General features: G+C 67.7%; 16 protein-coding genes and 1 pseudogene. 9 read left to right on the top strand and 8 right to left on the bottom strand.

Going from position 1 to position 20,042, the window contains the following annotated elements:
- Positions 1-75: 75 nt before the first annotated feature.
- From AC1DZV_RS10405 to AC1DZV_RS10385, 5 genes are read right to left on the bottom strand one after another with little or no spacing between them, the layout of a single operon-like run.
- Positions 76-1,338, bottom strand: a complete 1,263-nt coding sequence (locus AC1DZV_RS10405) for a M20 family metallo-hydrolase (protein ID WP_476953660.1) — start codon at positions 1,336-1,338, stop codon at positions 76-78.
- Positions 1,339-1,347: 9 nt separating this feature from the next.
- Entirely contained in the window at positions 1,348-3,102 is a 1,755-nt protein-coding gene (locus AC1DZV_RS10400; protein ID WP_476953659.1) for an amidohydrolase, read from the bottom strand.
- Between the two features lie 19 nt (positions 3,103-3,121).
- On the bottom strand, positions 3,122-4,549 hold the full coding sequence (locus AC1DZV_RS10395) for a gamma-aminobutyraldehyde dehydrogenase (RefSeq protein ID WP_476953658.1): 1,428 nt from the start codon (positions 4,547-4,549) through the stop codon (positions 3,122-3,124).
- Between the two features lie 12 nt (positions 4,550-4,561).
- Positions 4,562-6,187, bottom strand: a complete 1,626-nt coding sequence (locus tag AC1DZV_RS10390; protein WP_476953657.1) for a thiamine pyrophosphate-dependent enzyme — start codon at positions 6,185-6,187, stop codon at positions 4,562-4,564.
- Positions 6,184-7,521, bottom strand: coding sequence for an MFS transporter (locus AC1DZV_RS10385; RefSeq protein WP_476857846.1), 1,338 nt, complete (start codon positions 7,519-7,521; stop codon positions 6,184-6,186). The genes AC1DZV_RS10390 and AC1DZV_RS10385 overlap by 4 nt, the downstream gene beginning before the upstream one ends.
- Positions 7,522-7,674: 153 nt before the next feature.
- Between AC1DZV_RS10385 and AC1DZV_RS10380 the strand changes: the two genes are divergently transcribed.
- From AC1DZV_RS10380 to tgt, 5 genes and pseudogenes are all read left to right on the top strand, one after another.
- Positions 7,675-8,868 carry a PucR family transcriptional regulator gene (locus AC1DZV_RS10380; RefSeq protein WP_476953656.1) on the top strand — a complete coding sequence of 398 codons (1,194 nt, stop codon included), beginning with the start codon at positions 7,675-7,677 and terminating at the stop codon, positions 8,866-8,868.
- Positions 8,869-8,903: 35 nt separating this feature from the next.
- Complete coding sequence (locus AC1DZV_RS10375; RefSeq protein WP_079551800.1) at positions 8,904-9,443, top strand: NUDIX hydrolase family protein; 540 nt, start codon at positions 8,904-8,906, stop codon at positions 9,441-9,443.
- Positions 9,444-9,563: 120 nt separating this feature from the next.
- Complete coding sequence (locus tag AC1DZV_RS10370; RefSeq protein ID WP_476953655.1) at positions 9,564-10,580, top strand: DUF6707 family protein; 1,017 nt, start codon at positions 9,564-9,566, stop codon at positions 10,578-10,580.
- A gap of 52 nt (positions 10,581-10,632) precedes the next feature.
- Entirely contained in the window at positions 10,633-11,358 is a 726-nt protein-coding gene (locus tag AC1DZV_RS10365; protein ID WP_476953654.1) for an SRPBCC family protein, read from the top strand.
- Between the two features lie 33 nt (positions 11,359-11,391).
- Positions 11,392-12,675, top strand: a pseudogene (gene tgt, locus AC1DZV_RS10360) (tRNA guanosine(34) transglycosylase Tgt); the annotation flags it as partial.
- Positions 12,676-12,756: 81 nt separating this feature from the next.
- Here the strand turns inward: tgt and AC1DZV_RS10355 are convergent.
- Positions 12,757-13,776: a sugar phosphate isomerase/epimerase family protein gene (locus AC1DZV_RS10355; protein WP_476953704.1), complete on the bottom strand. Its 1,020-nt coding sequence runs from the start codon at positions 13,774-13,776 to the stop codon at positions 12,757-12,759.
- Positions 13,773-14,951, bottom strand: coding sequence for a Gfo/Idh/MocA family protein (locus AC1DZV_RS10350; RefSeq protein ID WP_476953653.1), 1,179 nt, complete (start codon positions 14,949-14,951; stop codon positions 13,773-13,775). The genes AC1DZV_RS10355 and AC1DZV_RS10350 overlap by 4 nt, the downstream gene beginning before the upstream one ends.
- Before the next feature lie 153 nt (positions 14,952-15,104).
- On the opposite strand from AC1DZV_RS10350, the gene AC1DZV_RS10345 reads away from it, so the two are divergent.
- Positions 15,105-16,118, top strand: a complete 1,014-nt coding sequence (locus tag AC1DZV_RS10345) for a LacI family DNA-binding transcriptional regulator (RefSeq protein WP_476953652.1) — start codon at positions 15,105-15,107, stop codon at positions 16,116-16,118.
- Positions 16,119-16,311: 193 nt separating this feature from the next.
- On the top strand, positions 16,312-17,253 hold the full coding sequence (locus AC1DZV_RS10340; protein ID WP_476953651.1) for a type IV toxin-antitoxin system AbiEi family antitoxin domain-containing protein: 942 nt from the start codon (positions 16,312-16,314) through the stop codon (positions 17,251-17,253).
- 176 nt (positions 17,254-17,429) lie between these two features.
- Here the strand turns inward: AC1DZV_RS10340 and AC1DZV_RS10335 are convergent, their stop codons facing one another.
- Positions 17,430-18,125, bottom strand: a complete 696-nt coding sequence (locus AC1DZV_RS10335; protein WP_476953650.1) for a queuosine precursor transporter — start codon at positions 18,123-18,125, stop codon at positions 17,430-17,432.
- A gap of 215 nt (positions 18,126-18,340) precedes the next feature.
- Between AC1DZV_RS10335 and AC1DZV_RS10330 the strand changes: the two genes are divergently transcribed.
- Positions 18,341-19,165, top strand: coding sequence for an ABC transporter ATP-binding protein (locus tag AC1DZV_RS10330; protein WP_476949896.1), 825 nt, complete (start codon positions 18,341-18,343; stop codon positions 19,163-19,165).
- Positions 19,165-19,947 carry an ABC transporter permease gene (locus AC1DZV_RS10325; RefSeq protein WP_476953649.1) on the top strand — a complete coding sequence of 261 codons (783 nt, stop codon included), beginning with the start codon at positions 19,165-19,167 and terminating at the stop codon, positions 19,945-19,947. The genes AC1DZV_RS10330 and AC1DZV_RS10325 overlap by 1 nt, the downstream gene beginning before the upstream one ends.
- The last annotated feature ends 95 nt before the right edge of the window (positions 19,948-20,042 follow it).

Here is a 20,042-nt window from a genome sequence, read left to right as displayed (position 1 = left end):
AGGCACTGGCCAGGCGCCTGGGGGTTCCGGGGCGGCCGTGGAGGACCTGTGGAGTTCAGCCCTTGGTGGCCGCGGTCAGTCCTCCAGCGCCCCGTTGCAGAGCCGGTTCACTACCTCGGTGAGCATCGCCAGGCCGGCAACGATGTCCTCGTCCGTGGTGTATTCGTGCTCGTTGTGGGAGATCCCGTCCACACTGGGCACAAACAGCATCACCGTCGGGACCAGGTCCTTCATGTTGGTCGAATCGTGCCCGGCCAGGGTCATGACCTGCTTGTTCGCCAGGCCCAGGTCCGCCGCCACCTTGGCTGCGAGTTCCACGCCTTCGGGCTGGTAGGGGGTCACAGGCCAGGTGTGGGCGTGGTTGCGCTCCACCGTGACATTCGCCAGCCGTTCGATCCCGGCGATCCGCTCGTCCAGCAGGGCGTCGGCCTCGGCAAGGACAGCCTCGTCGGCGCTGCGCAGGTCCAGCAGCAGGCTCACCCGGGACGGCACCACCACGGGCGAGTTGGGGTAGACGTTCAGTTGTCCCACGGAGGTGTGCAGCACGCCGGGGAAGGTGTCGGCGAGTTCCCGCGCGGCGACCACCATCATGGACGCACCCAGCAGCGCGTCCTTCCGGTCCGCGATCACGGTGGAGCCGGTGTGGGCCTGCTCGCCGTGGACCACGAACTCGTATTTGTTGGCCGCCCAGTTGGAGTTCACCAGGCCGATGGTGATCCCTTCGCGTTCCATGCTCCGGCCCTGTTCAATGTGGATTTCGGCGCAGTACGCGGCTTCGGGGCCCTCGTAGCTGCCCCGGCAGCCGATCGCGTCCAGGGCCTCGCGGACCGTGACTCCGGCCGCGTCCGTGGTGGCCAGCGCGGTTTCGAGTTCGAGCTTTCCGGTGTACACGGAGGAGCCCATCATGGACGGCTTGAAGCGGGAGCCCTCCTCGTTGAACCAATTGACCACCGCGATGTTGAACCGGGGCTGCCCGGCGTCCCCGGCCGCGGCCCACTGCTCCACGAGGCGGAACGCCGCGTGGGCTGCGGCGAGCACGCCGTACGCGCCGTCGTAGCGTCCCGCCGTCGGCTGGGAATCCATGTGGGAACCCACCACCACGAAGGGGGCACCCGGGACGGCCTCGTACAGGCCCCACTGGTTGCCGGCCCGGTCGAACCGGACGGTGAAGCCGTTGGCCTCCAGCAGGCCGGTGAGCCATTGCCGCTGCTGGCCGTCCGGCACGCTGGCGGCCTGGCGTTCCACGCCGCCGTTCTCGGTGGCGCCGAATTCGCTCATGATGTGGAAGTCCCGCACGAACGCGGCGTCGCGGGTGCTGAAAGAGGTCTGAGTGGTCACGGTTTTCCCCTAGGAACGATTGGTGGCTGTGCTGAAGAATGGACCGGTTGCGGCCGAATCGACCGCAACCGGGGACGTGAGGCCGGGGCTCCGGAACGTGAAGTTCCCCCCGACGGCGGTGGCCAGCACCTGGAGTTCGGCGATGCTGTCCGCGGTAAGCGGGGACCCCGACAGGACGGTGAAGTCGGCCAGCTTCCCGGCCGTCAGTGAGCCTTTGACGCCGGAGGCGCCGGTGGCTGCGGCGGCTCCGGTGGTGTAGGCCGCCAGGGCCTGGAACGGGCTGAGCCGTTCGTCCGGGTTCCCGAACACGGCCCCGGAGGCGGTGCGCCGGTCCACGAACGCCTGCATGCCGCGGAGCACGTTTCCGTCGGCCACGGGGCGGTCGGAGCTGCCGGCGAGTGTCACACCGGCGGACAGGAACGACGCCGCCCGGTAGGCCCAACCGAGCCGTTCCGGGCCGAGGGACAGCGTCATGCCGTCCCCGCCGTCGGCGAAGAAGCTCGCCTGAGGGGTGACGGCGATGTCCGCGGCGGCCAGCCGTTGCAGCTGTTCCGGCCGGGTCATCGAGGCGTGTTCGATCCTGTTGGGCACGGCCCGGGGGCCGTATTTGGCGGCGCAGCCGGTGATGATGTCGATCGCGAGGTCAACGGCGCGGTCGCCGATGGCGTGCGCCGCGATCGACCAGCCGGCCGCGTAGGCGGCCTCGATCTTTGCCCGGAGCGCGTCCGGTTCGGCCTGGAAGTAGCCGGTGTTGCCGGTGTTGTCCGTCCCGCCGTGGCTGCAGTAGTCATGGCTGACCGCGGCCGTTTCGCCGAGCAGCGACCCGTCCAGGAACACCTTCGCCGGGCCCAGGGACAGGAAGTCGCCGCCGAAGCCGCTGGCGATGCCCAGATCCAGTCCGGCCGGCGTGGTGCCCGGCGGGTGCTGCCCGCCGAGCGGGTGGAGCACATCCAGAACGGGCATCAGCTGCGCCCGGGCGTGGAGCCTGCCCGCGGAGGCCGCCCGCTGGTAGGCGGCCAGCTCCACGGGGCTGTGGCCGATCCAGCCGCCGCCGATCCCGGCCTCGGTGAAGCTCGTGATGCCCTCCGCGGCGTAGTAGGTGGTGGCCCGGTCCAGTGCGGCTTCGATCGCCTCGGACGAGTACGGCAGGATCAGCTGCTGGATCAGCTGCTGCGCGGTTTCCTGGACCAGCCCGGTGGGGCGGCCGTCGGCGTCGCGGACAATGACGCCGCCGTCGGGGTCCGGAAACGACGCCGGTTCGGCGCCGGCCAGCCGGAGCGCGGCCGTGTTGACTACGGCCATGTGCCCGGAGTTGTGCCGCATGAACAGCGGCCGGTTTCCCGTGATCCGGTCCAAGACGGTGATGTCCGGGAACTCGCCGCCGTGCTGCTGCTGGCTGAAGCCGGTGGCCAGCAGCCAGTCCGGCGCCGGTCCGGTCCCGGGCTCCGGCCCTGCCTCCGGCCGCGCGCTGTCTGCCGCCATGCCGGCCTCCAGCAGGGCGTAGAGCTGCGTCCGGCCGCGCGCGGCGGAGACGTCCAGTTCGCCCAGGCCGAGCCCGAACCAGGTGGTGTGGCAGTGGGCGTCGATGAAGCCGGGGGTCACGGTGGCGCCGCCGAGGTCCAGGACTTCGGCCGCGTCCAGGCCGGCCAGGTCGTCGTCGAGGCCCACAATCCGGCCCTGCCAGACTCCCAGCGAGGTGGCATGCGGGCGGCGCTCATCCATGGTGATGATGTCCGCGTTGCGCAGCAGCAGATCGAGTTTCAAGGGTTACCTACGTGGTTCTTTAGCGGTGGGAGGTGGTGACTGACTTGATGCGGGTGTAGTCCTCCAGGCCAAAGACGGAGAGGTCCTTGCCGGTCCCGGAGTGCTTGAAACCGCCGTGCGGTGCCTCGGCCGGGATCACCTGGTGGCAGTTGATCCAGACGGCGCCGAAGTCCAGCTCATTGGAGACCCGGGTGACCACTCCGTGGTTGTTGGACCAGACGCTGGAGGCCAGCGCGTACTTGGTCCCGTTGGCCAGCTCCAAGGCTTCGGCCTCGTCCCGGAAGGGCTGGATGGTGACGACGGGTCCGAAGATTTCCTCGCAGACCACCTCGTCGGCCTGGAACACCCCGTCGATGACGGTGGGTTCGAAGTGGAAGCCGGCGCCCGTCCGCTTGCCTCCGGCCAGGACCCTGGCGTTCGCGGGCAGCCGGGACATGAAGCCTTCCACCCGGTCAAGCTGGGCGGCGCTGTTCAGCGGGCCCAGGTCCGCGGCGTCGCCGCCGACCTGCAGCCCTGCGGCTGCCGCGGCGAGCGCGGCGCCGAACTCCTGGTGGATGGAGTCCTCGACGAGCACGCGGGTCACGGCGGTGCAGTCCTGCCCGGCGTTGAAGAACGCACCGAGCGCGATCTCCCTGGCCGCCACGTCAATGTCGGTGTCGGCAAAGACGATCGCCGGTGCCTTGCCGCCGAGTTCCAGGTGGACGGCCTTGAGGGTCTTCGACGCCGCGGACATCACCTGAGCCCCGGCCCGGGTGGAGCCGGTGATGGACACCATTTCCGGGATCTCGTGATCCACCATGGCGGCACCGGTCCCCCGGCCGCCGCAGATGACGTTGACGACGCCGGCGGGGTAGGCCTCCTGCGCCAGTTCGCCCAGCACCAGGGTGGACCAGGGCGTGGTGTCGGCCGGTTTCAGGACCAGCGTGTTGCCGGCGGCGAGCGCCGGTCCGATCTTCCAGATGGCCATCATGAACGGGTAGTTCCACGGGGTGATCTGGGCGACCACGCCGAGGGGTTCGCGCCGGACGGTGGAGGAAAAGCCGCGGACGTATTCGGTCTGGGCGGTCCCGGACACCACGCGGCAGGCGCCGGCGAAGAAGCGCAGCTGGTCCGCGCCGCGGAGGATCTCGATCTCGCGGGTGATCTGGCGCGGCTTGCCGGTGCAGGCGACCTCGGCGTCCAGGAGCCTGTCGACGTTGGCCTCGATGAGGTCGGCGAGTTTGAGCATCATGGCCTGGCGTTCGGCCGGGGTGGTCCGCTTGTAGCTCTGGAAGGCGGTGTGGGCGGCCTGGAAGGCGCGGTCCACGGTGGCGGCGTCGCTGTCCGGGGCGGTGCCGAGCTGGACTCCGGTGGCGGGGTCGAAGAACGGCAGGGTGGCCGCGTCCGAACCGTCGCCGGCACTGCCGGGGACGATCTCACCGTTGATGATGTTGTGCAGGGTGATCATGACAGGCTCCGGTCAGTTGCTGGCGGTCTTGGGCGAGCGGGTGGTGGGGTCCTGCGGGAGGTGCAGGACTGCCGGCAGCCCGGAGTCGACGGCACGGCGGAAAGCGGCGCGGAAGTCCTCTGCCTTCTCGACCCGTTCGCCGTAGCCGCCGTAGGACCGGGCCAGTGCGGCGAAGTCCGGGTTGGTCATGTGTGTGCCCGAGGGCCGGCCCGGGTAGTGGCCTTCCTGGTGCTCACGGATCGTGGCGAAGATGCCGTTGTCCACCACGAGGGCGATGAACTTCCCGCCGTGGCCCATGGCCGTGGCCATTTCCTGGCCGTTCATCATGAAGCAGCCGTCACCGGCCACGGAAATCACCTGGCGGCCGGGGTAGGCCAGGGAGGCAGCCACCGCCGCCGGGATCCCCATGCCCATGGCCCCGTTGCGGGGTGCGGCGAGTGAGTTCGCGGTGTTGTGCTTCAGGTAGCGGGCCGGCCACAGCGAGTGGTTCCCCGCCCCGTAGGTGATGACGGCGTCGTCGTCCATTTCCTGCTTGAGGATTTCCATGACGACGGCGAGGTCCACCCCCGTGCCTCCATCCGGCTGCGCCGAGGAGAATTTTTCGTAGTCGGCGCGGGCCCCGGCCAGCCAGCCCGCCTCTGGAGCCGCCGCGGAATCCGTGGCGGCGAATGCCGTGGCGAAGGACGCGACGTGGGCCGGAATGTGCTGGTCCAGCCGGCCGAAGTGGCCCAGCAGATCGGCGCCGGGGTGGACGACGACGGTGACGGCACCCAGTCCGCGCTTGTAGCCGTCGGAGAGCACATCGGCGCGGACGCAGCCGACGAAGACCAGCAGGTCGGCCTCGTCGAGGCGGCGGGCGTTGGCGTCGCTGCGGGCGTAGCCGAGGTAGCCGGCGTAGGCGTCGCTGTTGTGCGGGACGGCGTCGTAGGCGCGGAAGTCTGCGAGCACCGGGACGCCGTGGCGGGCGGCCCAGCCGGCCAGCGCGTCGGAGGATGCCTGGTCCCAGCCTTCGCCGCCCACCACGATCAGGGGCTTCCTGGACGCGGCCAGGCGCGTCTCGAGGCCGGCGAGATCGGCTGCTGCAGGTTCCGTCCGGGCGACGGTCCGGGGCTCCACCGTGGCCGATTCGATCGCATGGACCAGCACGTCTTCGGGCAGGCCGATCACCACGGGTCCCGGCCGGCCGCTGAGTGCTGTGAAGATGGCGTCGTCCACCACGCGGGCGGCGGAGGCAGCGTCGTCGAGCGTCACGACTTTCTTGGCGGTGCTGCCGAACCAGGCGTTGATGTCGAATTCCTGGAACGACTCCCGGCCGCGGTCCGCGACCGGGATGAGGCCCACGAACAGGATCATCGGGGTGGCGTCCTGGTGTGCGGTGTGGACGGCGATGAAGGCGTTGGCCGCGCCCGGACCACGGGTCACCATGGCCACGCCCGGAAGCTCCGTGAGCCGGCCTTCGGCGAGGGCCATGAATCCGGCGCCGCCCTCGTGGCGGGTCACCACCGTTTCAATGGAGGATCCGTGCAGGCCGTCCAGCACGTCCAGGAAGCTCTCCCCGGGGACGCCGTACACGCGCCGGATACCGGCTCGTTCCAGCTGGGCAACAATCAGGTGCCCGGCGGTGGTTGTTGTGCTCAATGCTTCATTCCCTTTTCTTCGATACTCAGTGCGGGGAGGAAAATGCCGGACAGCGCGGTCAATACGGACACCACCAGCAAGATGATGGCGCCGGGCCAGAACGAGTTGCCATTGGCGGCCACGAGGGCGGTGGCGATCAGCGGCACGAAGCCGGAGATGACGCCGGCGCTGTTGGAGGTGATGGCGACGCCGGTGTACCGGACCTTTGTGGCGAAGAGTGCGGTCAGGGCCGTTCCGGACACCGCGTAAGGGATGGACAGGGTGCACACGCCGATGATCATGGCGATGATGACCAGGGCGGGGTTGGCGGTGTCGATGGCCAGGAAGACCGGCACGGCGATGACGGCGGAGGCGATGCCGCCCCAGAGGATGACCTTGCTGGCGCCGTATTTCTCGCCCATGCGGCCGGCCCAGATCAGGGCGAAGATTTCGAAGACGGCGGCGAGGAGCGAGCCGAGAAGCAAGGTTTCGTAGGGCATCTTGAGCACCTTGGTGCCGTAGAAGACTACGAAGCTGGTGATGAGGTAGAAGCCGCCGATGCCCAGCAGCGCCGAGCACATGCCCACCAGGATCTGGCGCCAGCTCTTCGTCAGGACGCCGCGGATGGGGGCGTGCTCGGTCTCGCCGGACTCCATGAGGGCTTCGAATTCCGGGGACTCGCTGAGCTTGCTGCGGATCCACATCGAGATGGCCAGCAGCGGGATCGCCGCGATGAACGGGATGCGCCAGCCCCAGGCATCGAAGTTGGCTTGGCCCACCAGGTAGAGCATTCCGAAGAAGCCGCCGGAGGACAGGATGGTGCCGATAGGCGAGCCGAGCTGCGGGAGGGCAGCGTAGCGGGCGCGCTTGGCAACCGGGGCGTTTTCGACTGCGATGATCACCGCGCCGCTCCACTCGCCGCCGACGGCGAGGCCCTGCAGGATGCGCAGGGCAACCAGCAGGATGGGGGCCGCGACGCCGATCGTCATGTAGTTCGGGAGCAGGCCGATGAGCCCGGTCACGAGGCCGATGCCCACGATGGTGACCATCAGGATCTTCTTGCGCCCCACCTTGTCCCCCAGGGCGCCGAAGATGAAGCCCCCGATCGGGCGGGCCACGAAGCCCACGGCCAGGGTGGCAAAGGAGCTCATGGCCGAGACGAAGGGGTCCTGGGACACGAAGTACTGCGCGTTGAACACCAGCGCTGCGGCCGTGGTGAACAGGAAGAAGTCGTACCACTCCAGCGCTGTGCCGACGAGGGCCGCGAGGGCGACTTTCTTGGCCACGCTCTCATCGACAACCCCTGGCAACTGCGGGCCGGCGGTGGTGGTGGCGTTGCTTGCGCTGCTTGCCATGATTACTCCAAATAATGCGGAAGGGATGGAACCGGCCGATAAGGCCGACGGGGTGTGACTGCGCTCACCCGCTTTCTCTTGTCCCATTCTGCCAGTACATTTCGTCCAAAAAACTAGCATTGCATCACGCATTTCCATGCCTAAAATGTGTGAATGCACAATTTTCATTCGCCGGGTGATTCCCTGCGCTGGGCCGAACTGGTGGAGCTGCTCCACGGGCGGCTGGACACGCTGGCCGAAACATTTACGGCGAGGGTCCGTGACATCCCCGAGTATGCCGAAAAACAGGTGGGCTCCGGCGATCTCGAAGTGACTGCGCGCGAAACATTCAGGCGCTTGGTGGACGGGCTGCGCGGACAGGAACTCCGGCAGCAGTCCACCCTTGGTCCGGCGATGGAGTCGCTCCTCGAATTTGCTGCCGATCTGGGCGCCAAACGCGCCCGGGCCGGCATCCCGCCGGAGGCGCTCATCTCAGCCGTCCGGCTGGACTTCAGCATCATCTGGGAAGGCCTGCTGCAGATCGCCGATGCCGAGGACGCCGCGCTGCTGGCATCCAGTGTGGACAGGGTCTGGCGTGTCGTGGACCAATTCGCCACGCGGACCCACACGAGCTATCTGACCGAACGCGTGCGGATGGCCCAGGAGGAGTCCAGCATCCGCCGCGAATTCATTGCCCGGCTCTTCAACCAGGCTAGCCCCACCGCGGAGACCGTCAGCCAGGTCGCCGCCGCCCTCGGCGTGGACTCGACCGCCCGCTTCGGACTCGTGGCGGCCAGTGGCGACGCCGCAGTGAGTCTCCGAACGGCCGCGACCAGCCTGGGCTCCGGGCAACAGACACGCAGCCGGATCTTCGTCCACGAATTCGGCGGGAACACCTACGCGTTCTGGCCGCTCCCGCCATACCGGGACGTCGCCCGGCACTCTGTTCCCGCCGCGTTGACCGACATCCCATGCGGTTATGTTCCGGGCGTCGCCGGGCTGCGGGCGCTGCCCGCGGCCGCCCGCACGGCCGGAAGCCTCGCCTCCCTGCTGCGGCCTTCCGATTCCGGGCCCATGTCAGCGGAGGCCGCCTGGGCCCGGCTGGCCAAGCAGCAAATGCTCGACGTCGGCCTGGACCTGCTGGCCGACCTTGAGGCCGGCCTGTCCGGGTGCCGCGGCGGCGAACGGGAGCGGCTGAAAGAAACCGTCCAGCATTACTTGGAAACAGGGAGCATTACGGCGACAGCGCAGCAGCTCTTCTGCCACCGCAACACCATCCTCAACCGGATCAGCCGCTTTCAGGATCTGACAGGCGTGGACCTGGCGGTCCCGGCGCAGACGGCCCGGCTCGTCGTCGCTTGGGCGTGACGCCCGGCGGGTCAGGGATGGGGTAGAACTTAACCATGAATGTGCGCACCCCTGACCCGAATCCCGGCTGGCTCTCCGACGACGACCTGTTCGAAGCGCGGGGCAGGCTGCCGATGGTCTACGTCGAGGCCGTTCCGGTCCGGCTGGACCCCCTCGGGTTCGTGAACGAGGTCGGCACCCTCCTGCAGGCCGACGAGGACGGCACCATGGTCCGGTCCCTGGTGTCCGGCCGCGTTCTCTACCGCGAGACCATCCGCGCCGCCCTGCTCCGCCACATGGAGAAGGACCTGGGCCCCCTCGCCTTCCCGCAGCTTCCGGTCAGCCCGGTGCCGTTCACCGTGGCCGAGTACTTCCCGTCCCCGTCCCATACCGGCTTCACGGACGACCGCCAGCACGCCGTTGCCCTGGCGTACATCATTCCTGTGACCGGCGAATGCTCCCCGCGGCAGGACGCCCTTGAGCTGACCTGGATGACCCCGCAGGAGGTCATGGGCACGGACGTGCAGCTCGAATTCAGCGGCGGCCGGGGAGCCCTGATCCGGCAGGCCCTGGCGTTCGCGGGAGTCGGCAACTAGCCGGTTCCCTTGGGCCCGGCGCCGGCCGGGGACTCTCGGGGGCTCCCCTGCGTCCCCGACTTCACGCGGCCGATTTTGTAGACTGTTGGGCGGACCGCAAGAGAACTTTAAGGACTCCCGATGACCCACCCCCCAGCCTCCCGGAACTACAGTGAACAGCAGGCTGGATCTCTGCGGGCCGGTGACCACCTGATTCTGCCCGACGGAAACCGCTCCGCCGAGATCCATCGCGTGGATGTCGAAACCGACGATTTTGGTTCTCCCGCCATGGTGTTGGCGACCCTCAGCGGTGGCGGTGTGCTGCGGATCGCGGCGGGGTCACTGGTCCGCGTCACGGACGACGCCGGGGCCGGCACAACTGCGTCCGACACACCTGCGTCCGACACACCTGGTTCCGACGCAGCTGGGCCTGGCACAACTGAATCCGACGCTGCCGGGCCCGACAATACGGCCGCCGCCGCCGCCGTCGTCGTTCCTCCCCAGCCTATTGCGCCGCCCGCCGTGAGCGGACCCAGCGAGGCGGACCTGGCGCTCATCCCGGCCCCCGACGGCACGCCGGAGTCGGTGGTGGAGGCCGCGGCCGAGGCCCATCCGGGCGCCGTCGGGGTGCTCCTGCTCAGTGAACGGCTCGCCAAGGGCATCAACACCAAGTCCGGGAGCTGCCTGAAGGATCTCAGCGACCTCGCGCACGAGCTCTTCGTCACCCTCAAGGACCCCGACAACGCCCTGGGGGTCGCGGACCTGCTTAACGTCCTGCCATTCGACGGCAACCCCGACCGCTGGGCTTCGGTGGAGTCATCGCTGGCGCTCTCCAGCTACATCTGCCGCCAGCTGGGTCAGGACCAGCGCGCCGGGATCTACGAGACACTGCTCCGCGCGCCGGAGGCCATGGAAACGGACCCGTTCAAGGCCCGAATCAACGCCAAGGTGCGCCAGCGCTCGCTCAACGAGCCCAACCTGTACGACAAGGAAATCTTCCGCTCGATCGACAACGCGAACCAGGACGCGGAACGCGAATGGCGCCTGCTGCGGCTCGAGGCGCTTCTGTTCCTGCGCGCGCACGGCGGCTCCGAAACGATCGGCACCGTTGAGCTGGAACGCCGGATCGCCAACGAGCTCGAATCGGTCCGCGCCTGAGGTCTAGCGTTGGGCCCTACCCGTGGCGGGCACGGAGTTGTAGATTCACCCCATGACGAACAATCTGAGCGTTGTGATCAATTCCGACGCGCAGCAAGTTTGGACCATGCTGCGCGAACCCGCCAAGATCGCCCAATGGCACGGCTGGGTGGCCGATGACCAAGAGGCCGAAATCAACGAAATCTACTTCGGCCCCAATGTGGTCGAAGGCGCCGACCACACCTCCCTGGTGGTCGACGGCGGCGACGTTTTCACCCTGAAACCTGTCCCCACGGGCACGGAGGTCAGCGTCACCCGGGCGGCAATCGACCACAATTCCGAGTGGGCGGCCTGGGACGAGGACATCACCCAGGGCTGGCTGACATTCCTCCACCAGTTGCGCTTCGCCCTGGAACGGCACCCGCACGGCAAGCGCCGGACCTTCTTCTTCTCCGTGCCCGGCTCCGGCGGGTCCGCGATAGAGAAACTGGGGCTCAGCGATGTCCCGTCGCCGGGGGACCCGTATTCGCTCACCTTGCCCACGGGCGAGAAAATCTCCGGCAAAGTGTGGTTCCGCAGCAACCACCAGGTGGGACTGACCGTCCACAACTATGCCGAGCACGGGGACGGCCTGCTGATCGTGGCGGACCAGCCCGCCATCGCCGACGTCCGGCCCGACGGCGGATCCCTCGCAATCGTCTCCACCTACGACCTCGGGGCCCACCAGCTGGAGGCGGTCCGCGACTACTGGGACAAGTGGCGGGCTGAGAACTACCCCACATCGGATCCCGTCCACTGAGTCCTGAGCTGCGTTAGCTGGCACACTTGAACCGTGCCAGCCAATCCCGACTTCGCGTCTTCGTCCCCCGCGCCCGCCCGGCAGTCCGAGTTCTCCTTCCGCGTGGGCAAACGCCTGAGCGAGGCGTGCCCGCCGTCGGCCGGGCAGGTTGCCGCCAACGGCGGTGAGTTCCTGGGCCGGACCGGCACCATCGCCACCCCGCACGGGGAGATCCAGACCCCGGCGTTCATCGCCGTCGGCACCAAGGCCACAGTCAAGTCCGTGCTGCCGGAATCCATTGCCGAACTCGGCGCGCAGGCGGTGCTGGCCAACGCCTACCACCTGTACCTGCAGCCGGGCGCGGACATCCTGGACGAGGCCGGAGGCCTGGGCGCGTTCATGAACTGGCGCGGTCCCACGTTCACCGATTCCGGCGGTTTCCAGGTGATGAGCCTGGGCTCGGGGTTCAAGAAGGTCATCGACATGAAGTCGGTGGACAATTCAGGGCCCGACGACGCCGTCGCCCCCGGGAAAGAACGCCTGGCCCACGTGGACGAGGAAGGCGTGTGGTTCAAGAGCCATCTCAACGGCGACCGGCACCGCTTCAGCCCCGAGATCTCCATGAACGTCCAGCACCAGATCGGCGCGGACATCATGTTCGCGTTCGACGAGCTCACCACGCTGCAGAACTCCCGCGGTTACCAGGAGGAGTCCCTGGAGCGGACCCGGCGCTGGGCCGAACGGTGCATTACCGAGCACTTCCGGCTCACGGACGAGCGCGCCGGCAAGCCCTACCAGGCCCTGTTCGGGGTGATCCAGGGCGCCCAGTACGAGGACCTGCGCCGCAAGGCCTGCCGCGACCTCGGCGCCATGAACTTCGACGGCTTCGGGATCGGCGGGGCGCTGGAGAAAGAGAACCTCGGCACGATCGTGCGCTGGTGCAACGAGGAGCTGCCGGAGAACAAGCCGCGGCACCTGCTGGGCATCTCCGAACCGGACGACATCTTCACGGCCATTGAAAACGGAGCGGACACCTTCGACTGCGTCTCCCCCACCCGGGTGGCCCGCAACTCGGCGTTCTACCACCCCACCGGCCGGTACAACCTCTCCGGCGCGAAGTACAAACGCGACTTCGGCCCGCTGCAGGAAGGCTGCGACTGCTACGCCTGCCTGAACTATTCGCGGGCCTACATCCACCACCTGTTCAAGGCCAAGGAGATGGTCTCGGCCACCCTGATCTCGATCCACAACGAACGCTTCGTGGTGAAGATGGTCGACGACGCCCGGCTCGCCATTGAGGCCGGCAACTTCTTCGAGTTCAAGGCCGAGACCTCCGGCGACCCCGCAACGTTCCGGCGACCTCGAGGTTTTCCAGAGTACGACGGCGGCCCGCTACTCGGGTGCCGGGCCGTCAGGCCGTCAGTTGGTGAGGTGCAGCGACGCCGCGAGTGCCGAGTCGGCGTCCCGAAGGACCTTGGCCGCCACTTGGAGGCCCTCGATCCGGCCCAGGGAGACGTCCTCGTGCTCGATGTTGACCAGCATGTCCGGGTCCACCTCGTAGAGCGCGCGCAGGAACTCGGTCCAGTAGGCCGTGTCGTGCCCGCGGCCCAGGGCAACGAAGTCCCAGGCGGAGTCCTTGGGCCATTCGTTGGCCCACTCGTCGCCGCCGAGGTTGGTGCGGTTTTCGYCCGGGGAGAGCCGCCGGAAGCTGTTGTCGAGGACGCCGTAGAGCGCTGCGTTGGCGGCATTGATGCGGACGTCCTTCGCCGCCGCCTGGAAGACCAGCGGGCCGAGTTCGCGGACCACCGCGACCGGATCCATCTGCTGCCAGAACAGGTGCGAGGCATCAAGCTCGACGCCGACGTGGGTCGCGTTGGTGAGCTCGATGAGCTTGTGGACATCGGCGGTGTTGAACACGATGTTCTGCGGGTGCAGCTCGAGGGCCACCTTCACGCCATGGTCGGCGGCCAGGCGGTCGGTTTCCTTCCAGAAGTCGGCCGCGATGCCCCACTGGTAGTCGAGCACGTCCAGGGCCGCCGAGTTCCAGGCGTTGACCACCCAGTTGACCGTGGTGGCCCCGGGTTCGCCGCCGGGCAGGCCGGACATGGTCACCACACGGTCCTGCCCCAGCCGCTGCGCCAGGCGGATGGAGCGGCGGATGTCCTCGGCGTGCTTCGCGCTGATTTCACGCTTGGGGTGCAGCGGGTTGCCATTGCAGTTCAGGCCGGCAATCGAGACGCCGGTGCCCTCGAAAATCGCGAGGTAGTCATCGCGGGCCGCATCGCTTTCCAGGATCTGGTCCATGGTGGGGACGTGGACGGCCGGCAGGAACCCGCCCGTGTTGATTTCGACGCCGGTCAGTCCGAGGTTGGCGATGACCTTGAGGGCCTCGGGAAGGGGCCGGTCGTGCAGGATTGCGTTGTAGACGCCGAGTTTCATAGCGTGATTTTCTTTCCGTTGTTGAGGGCGGATTCGGTGACTGCGCCGAGCAGCTGCATGTTGCGCACGCCCTCGTCGAACGTGGCGCAGCGGGGCAGGGAGTCCGCCTCACTGAGGCCGGCGACCTCCTCGAGGAAGGCCCGGGCCTGGTAGCCGAAGGCGTCGTTCTGGCCGAAGCCGACGCTGGGCGCGTCCATGGCCAGCCCGCCCGCGATATAGGGGTGTCCGGGGCCGAGGATCACCTGGCGGTAGCCGTTTTCGTTGGCCGGGCCGTCGTTGAGGAACAGCTCGATCTCCGCGGGGCGGCGCTGGTCGAACCGGGCGGCACCGTTCTCACAGAAGACCTCGAAGATGAGGCTGTTGGCGTGCCCTGCGGCGACCCGGGAGACCTCGAAGCCGCCTGCACCGTTCTCGAATTCGGCGGAAAACACCGCGTAGTCGTCGTTCTCGACCGGCTCGAACGTGTCGCTGACCGCGGCGTGGTCGTGGCCCATGACGGCGCCCAGCGGCAGCGGCCGCTTGTCGATCACGGTGCTGAGGCGTCCGCCGCTGATGGACTTGATGTCGCCGCAGAGGAACTCAGCGACGTACGTCAGGTGGCTGCCGACGTCGGCCAGGGCGCCGGAACCCGGGCCGCCTTTGTAACGCCAGCTCATGGGCGCCGACGGGCTGAACCCGTAGTCAGTCCAGTAGCGGCCGCTGAAGTGCAGGCCGTTCCCCAGCACGCCGGCGCGGATGAGGTCCCGGATGTAGGCGATGCCCGGCGTGCGGCGGAAGGTGAACCCGATGCGGGCAATCGAGCTGGCGCTGCGGGCCGCCTCGGCCATGGCGCGGGCGTCCTCAATGGAGTCGCTCAGCGGCTTCTCGCACAGCACATGCTTGCCGGCGGCCAGCAGGCCTTCCACGACTTCGCGGTGGAGGGAGTTCGCGATCACGACGCTCACGACGTCGATGTCATCGGCCTCGGCGATCGCCTGCCACGAGGTGTCATGGCGTTCGTAGCCGAAACGGTTCGCGGCCAGGGAACCGAACTCGGCGTTGACGTCGCCGATGGAGACCAGCCGGATAGGAGGAAGAACCGGGCTGTAGAGCGCCGACGCCGTGCGGTACGCGGCCGCATGCGCTTTTCCTGCCATTCCGGCGCCGATTACGGCAACTCCCAAACTGTCAGCCATCGATTTCTCCTTTGAAATTCGGTCAGACCGACGGCCCGACGATAGAAATTGGAGCGCTACAAAATCTGGCGCTGAACAAAAGCGTAGCTATGTGCATATGTCCTGTCAATGGTTGACCGGATATCCTCGGATGAGACGTGAAAGGCCCTGCAGATGTCGTTGAATACCCCCAGAACCCGCCGCCCTACGATCTACGATGTCGCCAAGAGCGCCGGCGTCTCCCCGTCATTGGTCTCGCTCGTGCTCCAAAACCCGTCAAAGGTCAGCGAGAAGCGTCGGGAGGCCGTCCGGGCGGCAATGTCGGAGCTCGGTTATCGCCCCAGCCGGGCGGCGACCACGCTCGCCAGCAGCCAGACGAAAAGCATCGGGCTGGTCATTGACGACTTCCGGAACCCCTGGTTCGTGGACCTCCTGCGCGGCATGGAATCCGTGTTCTCCCCCCACGGCTACCAGGTCACCCTCGCGGATTCCCGCCCGGGCGAGAACCGCATCACGGAGGCCGTGGACGGCCTGCTGTCCATGCACGTGGAGGGCCTCGTCATCGCCGCCGAGCCAAGCGAGTCCATGATGGCCGGCACTTGGGTTCCCGCCGGCGTCGCCGGCTGGCGGAACGGCGTTCCGGCCGGCGCCGGGCTCATCACCAACGACGACGACGGCGGCGGCCGCATGGCGGCGGAGCACCTGATCGGGCTCGGCCACACGCGCATCGGACACCTCTCGGGTTCCGGCGGCGCCGCGGGCCACCGGCGGGAGGGCTTCCGCCGCCGCATCCTGGAGGCCGGCGTCGAGGTCAGGATCGCCGGTGAATCCCGCGGCACCTCTGAGGAGGACGGCTATGCGGCCGCCTGCTGGGTCCTTGACCACCACCCCGACACCACCGCCCTGTTCGCCGCCAATGACACCATGGCCCTGGGCGCCTTCGCCGCAGCCAAGGCCCGGGGCCTGTCCATCCCGGAAGAGCTCTCCGTGATCGGCTACGACAACTCCCCGCTGGCCAAGTCGCGGTATCTGGACATGACCTCGGTGGACAACCGGAGTGACATTGTCGGGTCCGGCGTCGCAAGCGCCCTGCTGGCACGGATCCAGGACCCCGCCCTCGAGCCTGAGCGCCAGCTGATCGAGCCGGACCTCATCGTCCGCGGCACCACTGCCCGCGTTCCCGGCTGACGGGGCCGCCACCGAATTCGTGGGAGACCACCGAGTTCGCCGTAACTTTGCGGCGCCTTCGCCGCGTTCCGGCGAATTGGGCGGCGTCCAAAGCAGCCGTCCCCTAAAGAAGCCAAGGTGCGGCGCCCTCCTGTTTTCCACATAGCGACGGCGGGGCCTCCCGCCCGCTCCAACAGCGGCCGAGGCTGGTGGCATGACGCATAACCCCGTGCTGGAGCTGCCGCCGACCGGTAACCTCTGGCGCACCGAACAGCTCCTGGATCTCGGCTTCAGCTCGCGCGCTGTCCGCTCGCTCCTCGATTCAGGCACCCTCGTCCGGCTCCGGCACGGCTGCTACATCCGCGCCAGCCTCTGGAACGCCCAGTCGCCTACTGTCCGGAGCCGGCAGCTCATCTACGCGCATGCCCACGGAACGCGTACGACGTCGACAGGCGCCTTCCACTACAGCCACACTTCCGCAGCGCGCCTCCGCCTCCTCCACCTGTGGGAAGTGGATGACGTGATCCATGTCCTCCAGAAAGTACGGCCCTCGAACGAGCGTCACGGCAGGGACGTCCGCTGCCACACGCGCCCCTTCGCCGACCATGACGTCGCCGTGGTGAACGGCCTCCGGACCACTTCCCTGGAGCGCACGACGGCCGACTGCGCCATGCTGCTGCCCTACAGGCAGGCGTTGATCCTCACCGACCACGCGCTTAGACTCGGCGCGGACCCGGGCGCCCTGCAGGCCATGGCAGATGATCTGGACGGCCGCCGGGGCATTCGGACTTTCCGCCGCGTCCTGGCCGCGGCCGATCCTCGCTCCGAATCTCCCGGCGAGACCCTGACCCGCGACCTGATCCTGCGGCTGCGGATCCGGCCGCCTGAGCCGCAGCTGGAAGTGTCGAGCCGCGCCGGGCGCCATCGCCTGGACTTTGCATGGAAGGAAGAAAAGGTCGCCCTCGAGTTCGACGGCAAGATCAAGTACTTCGACTACAGTCCCACGGCCGAGGTGCTCTTCGAGGAACGGCGCCGGGAGAAGGCCTTGGTTGAAGAGGGCTGGCGGTTCGTCCGTGTGGAGTGGAAGGACCTCTTTCGCGAGCAGGAATTCAAGCACCGTCTGCTTCGTGCGCTGGCCGGCCGCCGGTACCCCTGAGCGTCGAATGCGTTGCGGCGCCCGGCACCCCACACCCCAAAGACTCGAATTCGCCGGTAGCCCGCCACGTCGTCGGAAACTTACGGCGACACCGCGGGCTTCCGGCGAATTAGGCGGCTTTTGGCTCCGCTCCGAACCTGATGGCCCCGAACTGGCCCGCGGACGGCGGCGGAGTCCTAGGCGCCGTAGCTCGGTTCGCGCTTCTTGACCCAGCCGATGGCGAGCGAGGTCAGCGGGACGAAGGCGAACTCCACGAGCGTCTTGTAGAGGAAGCCCACGAGGACGTAGTTCACGAACATCGCTGCGTCGGTAATTCCGATCACGGATGCGGCGATGCTGCAGAAAATCAGGGTGTCCACGAACTCACCCGCCACGGAGGAGCCCATGATGCGCGCCCACAGGGACCTTTCCCCGGTCCGCGCCTTCATCTTCACCAAGATCCAGGAGTTGATGGTCTGGCCGGCGAGGAAGGCCAGCAGGGATGCCAGCACAATCTGCGGGACCGGCCCCAGTGCGCCTTCCAAGGCTGCCTGTTTGGAGGAACCGTACTCGTCGTCGAACCCCGGAAGGGCGATGATGACCCAGTAGCAGAGCGACGCGAAGACGGACAGCGCAAAGCTGGTGATGATGGCCTTGCGCGCCACTTTGAAGCCGTAGACCTCGCTGATGACATCGCCCAGGATGTACGCCAGCGGGAAGAGGAAGAAGCCGCCGTCGGTGATGACGGGGCCGATCGCCACGCCCTTGGACGCCCCGATGTTGGACAGGATCAGCACCACGGCCATGACAGCGAGCATGATGCCGAAATGTGGGGAGCCGATCGAGGCGAACCTTGGTGCGGCTGACGCCGGGAAGGTCTTGGCGGAGGTCATGGGCATTCCATTCGTAGTGGTTCGCTCGGCGGCCCACACCTGCAAAGGGAACACGCTGGGCGGCCGGCTGTATTAGCACTGGACGGTCCCGGTAATACAAGCAGCCGGAACCGCCTCCATTCTCGCACCCGACGGTGCGGGAGCCTGATGCAGCCGGAGCTTCACCCTGTGAACGCTCCGGGCGTGGTGGCAGGATGGGGCCAAGGAGGAGCCCCATGCCTGACACCGCAGTTTCCACGCGCGCCCTCGTCAAGCGGTACCGCGACGTCACCGCCGTCGACTCGCTCAACCTCGACGTCCGCCGGGGCGAGATCTACGGGTTCCTCGGCAGGAACGGGGCGGGCAAAACGACCACCATCCGCATGATGCTCGGCCTGATCCGGCCGAGCAGCGGGGAGGTGACCGTCCTAGGCAAGCGCATCATCCCTGGCGAGACCGCTGTATTCGCCCGCGTTGGCTTCATCGTCGAGACCGCGACCGCCTACCCCAACCTCACCGTGCGCGAGAATCTGGACATCCAGCGCCGGCTCACCGGCTCGCCGCCGCGGTCGGTCGCCGACTCGATCACGCTGCTGCGCTTGGATCCTTATGCCGATCGGCGTGCCGGGCAGCTCTCGCTCGGCAACAAACAGCGTCTAGCCCTCGCCCGCGCACTGCTGCACTCCCCCGAACTGCTCGTGCTCGACGAGCCCGCCAACGGCCTTGATCCGGCCGGCATAGTCGAGATCCGCGAGCTGCTCCGTTCGCTCGCCGACAAGCGCGGCGCCACCGTCTTCATGTCGAGCCACATCCTCGCCGAGGTCGCTCACCTGGCCGACCGCATCGGTATCGTCCACGACGGCCGTCTCATCGAGGAGTCGTCGCGCGACGAACTCGCCGCGAAGGCGCGCGCGTTCGCGACCGACGCCTACACCCCGGAAGAGCGCGAGCAGGCGCTGCTCACACTGGATCTGGAGCGCTACTTCCTGGCGCGGACGGGCGATGCGCGCGGTGCCGATGGCCGGAGGACCGGCGCTTCGTCCGAGGGCGGCGCGGTTTGATGTTCGGTCAGGTTCTTGGCACCGAGTTCATGAAGCTCCACCGTGCCAAGGCGACGTGGGCCACGCTGGCGGTGCTCGCGATCATGCCGCTCGGTATTGCGCTTTTCATGTGGATCGTGCGCGAACCGGGGCGGGCGGCCCAGCTGGGGCTTCTGGGTACCAAAGCGAGCCTTGCCGGGCTTGAGGCGACGTGGCTCCAATACTTCTACATGCTCACGCTGGTCTTCGGTGTCGGCGGGATGCTGCTGCTGACCTTCATCATCGCCTACCTGTTTGGCCGGGAGTACGGTGATGCCACCGCCAAGAACATGCTCGCGCTGCCCGTGGCCCGTCATTGGTTCGCCGTCGCCAAGCTGGCGGTCGCGGCCGTGTGGTGGATGGCGCTCATCGTCATAGTCCTCGTCGAGGCCATGGCGATCGGACTGGTGTTGGGGCTGCCGGGGTTCTCGGCAGAGTTGGCCGCGGCGGGAATCGCACACGTGCTCCTCGCTGCGACGATCTCATTCCTGCTCGCGCCCGTGGTCGCCTGGATCGCTGTGTGGAGCCGAGGCGAAGTGGCCCCCATCGCTTTCTCGCTCGTTACGCTGGCCCTGGGCAATCTGTTCGGCAAGACCGGCTGGGCGGAGTGGTTCCCTTATTCGATCGTCCCGCTGCTGATCGGCATGGTGGCCGATCCTGTCGGCTCGCTCCCGCCAGGCAGCTATGTTGTGCTCGCGGGAACGTTCGTGGCGGGCACCGCCGCAACGATCCTGCAGCTGCGGTTCGCAGACAACGCCCAATAGCGTGGGCCCGGGCCGCCGTCGTTGTCGCCGTCCCTTCGCTCCTTAGGCCGCGAGTTCGCCGGATACGCGCCAAGTCGCCGTAAACATACGGCGAC

The sequence above is a fragment of the Arthrobacter sp. P1_D12 genome, from assembly GCF_056406175.1.
The sequence above is the reverse complement of the archived record's forward strand: the minus strand, read 5'-3'. Positions and strand labels throughout refer to the sequence as shown.

What these genes read in the sequence shown, in the direction of transcription:
- AC1DZV_RS10395 (WP_476953658.1), bottom strand. Translation starts at nt 4,549, where the DNA reads ATGATCACCCTGCACAACATCATCAACGGTGAGATCGTCCCCGGCAGT.
- AC1DZV_RS10345 (WP_476953652.1), top strand. Translation starts at nt 15,105, where the DNA reads ATGTCGTTGAATACCCCCAGAACCCGCCGCCCTACGATCTACGATGTC.
- AC1DZV_RS10350 (WP_476953653.1), bottom strand. Translation starts at nt 14,951, where the DNA reads ATGGCTGACAGTTTGGGAGTTGCCGTAATCGGCGCCGGAATGGCAGGA.
- AC1DZV_RS10325 (WP_476953649.1), top strand. Translation starts at nt 19,165, where the DNA reads ATGTTCGGTCAGGTTCTTGGCACCGAGTTCATGAAGCTCCACCGTGCC.
- AC1DZV_RS10385 (WP_476857846.1), bottom strand. Translation starts at nt 7,521, where the DNA reads ATGGCAAGCAGCGCAAGCAACGCCACCACCACCGCCGGCCCGCAGTTG.
- AC1DZV_RS10365 (WP_476953654.1), top strand. Translation starts at nt 10,633, where the DNA reads ATGACGAACAATCTGAGCGTTGTGATCAATTCCGACGCGCAGCAAGTT.
- AC1DZV_RS10340 (WP_476953651.1), top strand. Translation starts at nt 16,312, where the DNA reads ATGACGCATAACCCCGTGCTGGAGCTGCCGCCGACCGGTAACCTCTGG.
- AC1DZV_RS10380 (WP_476953656.1), top strand. Translation starts at nt 7,675, where the DNA reads ATGCACAATTTTCATTCGCCGGGTGATTCCCTGCGCTGGGCCGAACTG.
- AC1DZV_RS10330 (WP_476949896.1), top strand. Translation starts at nt 18,341, where the DNA reads ATGCCTGACACCGCAGTTTCCACGCGCGCCCTCGTCAAGCGGTACCGC.
- AC1DZV_RS10335 (WP_476953650.1), bottom strand. Translation starts at nt 18,125, where the DNA reads ATGACCTCCGCCAAGACCTTCCCGGCGTCAGCCGCACCAAGGTTCGCC.
- AC1DZV_RS10375 (WP_079551800.1), top strand. Translation starts at nt 8,904, where the DNA reads ATGAATGTGCGCACCCCTGACCCGAATCCCGGCTGGCTCTCCGACGAC.
- AC1DZV_RS10370 (WP_476953655.1), top strand. Translation starts at nt 9,564, where the DNA reads ATGACCCACCCCCCAGCCTCCCGGAACTACAGTGAACAGCAGGCTGGA.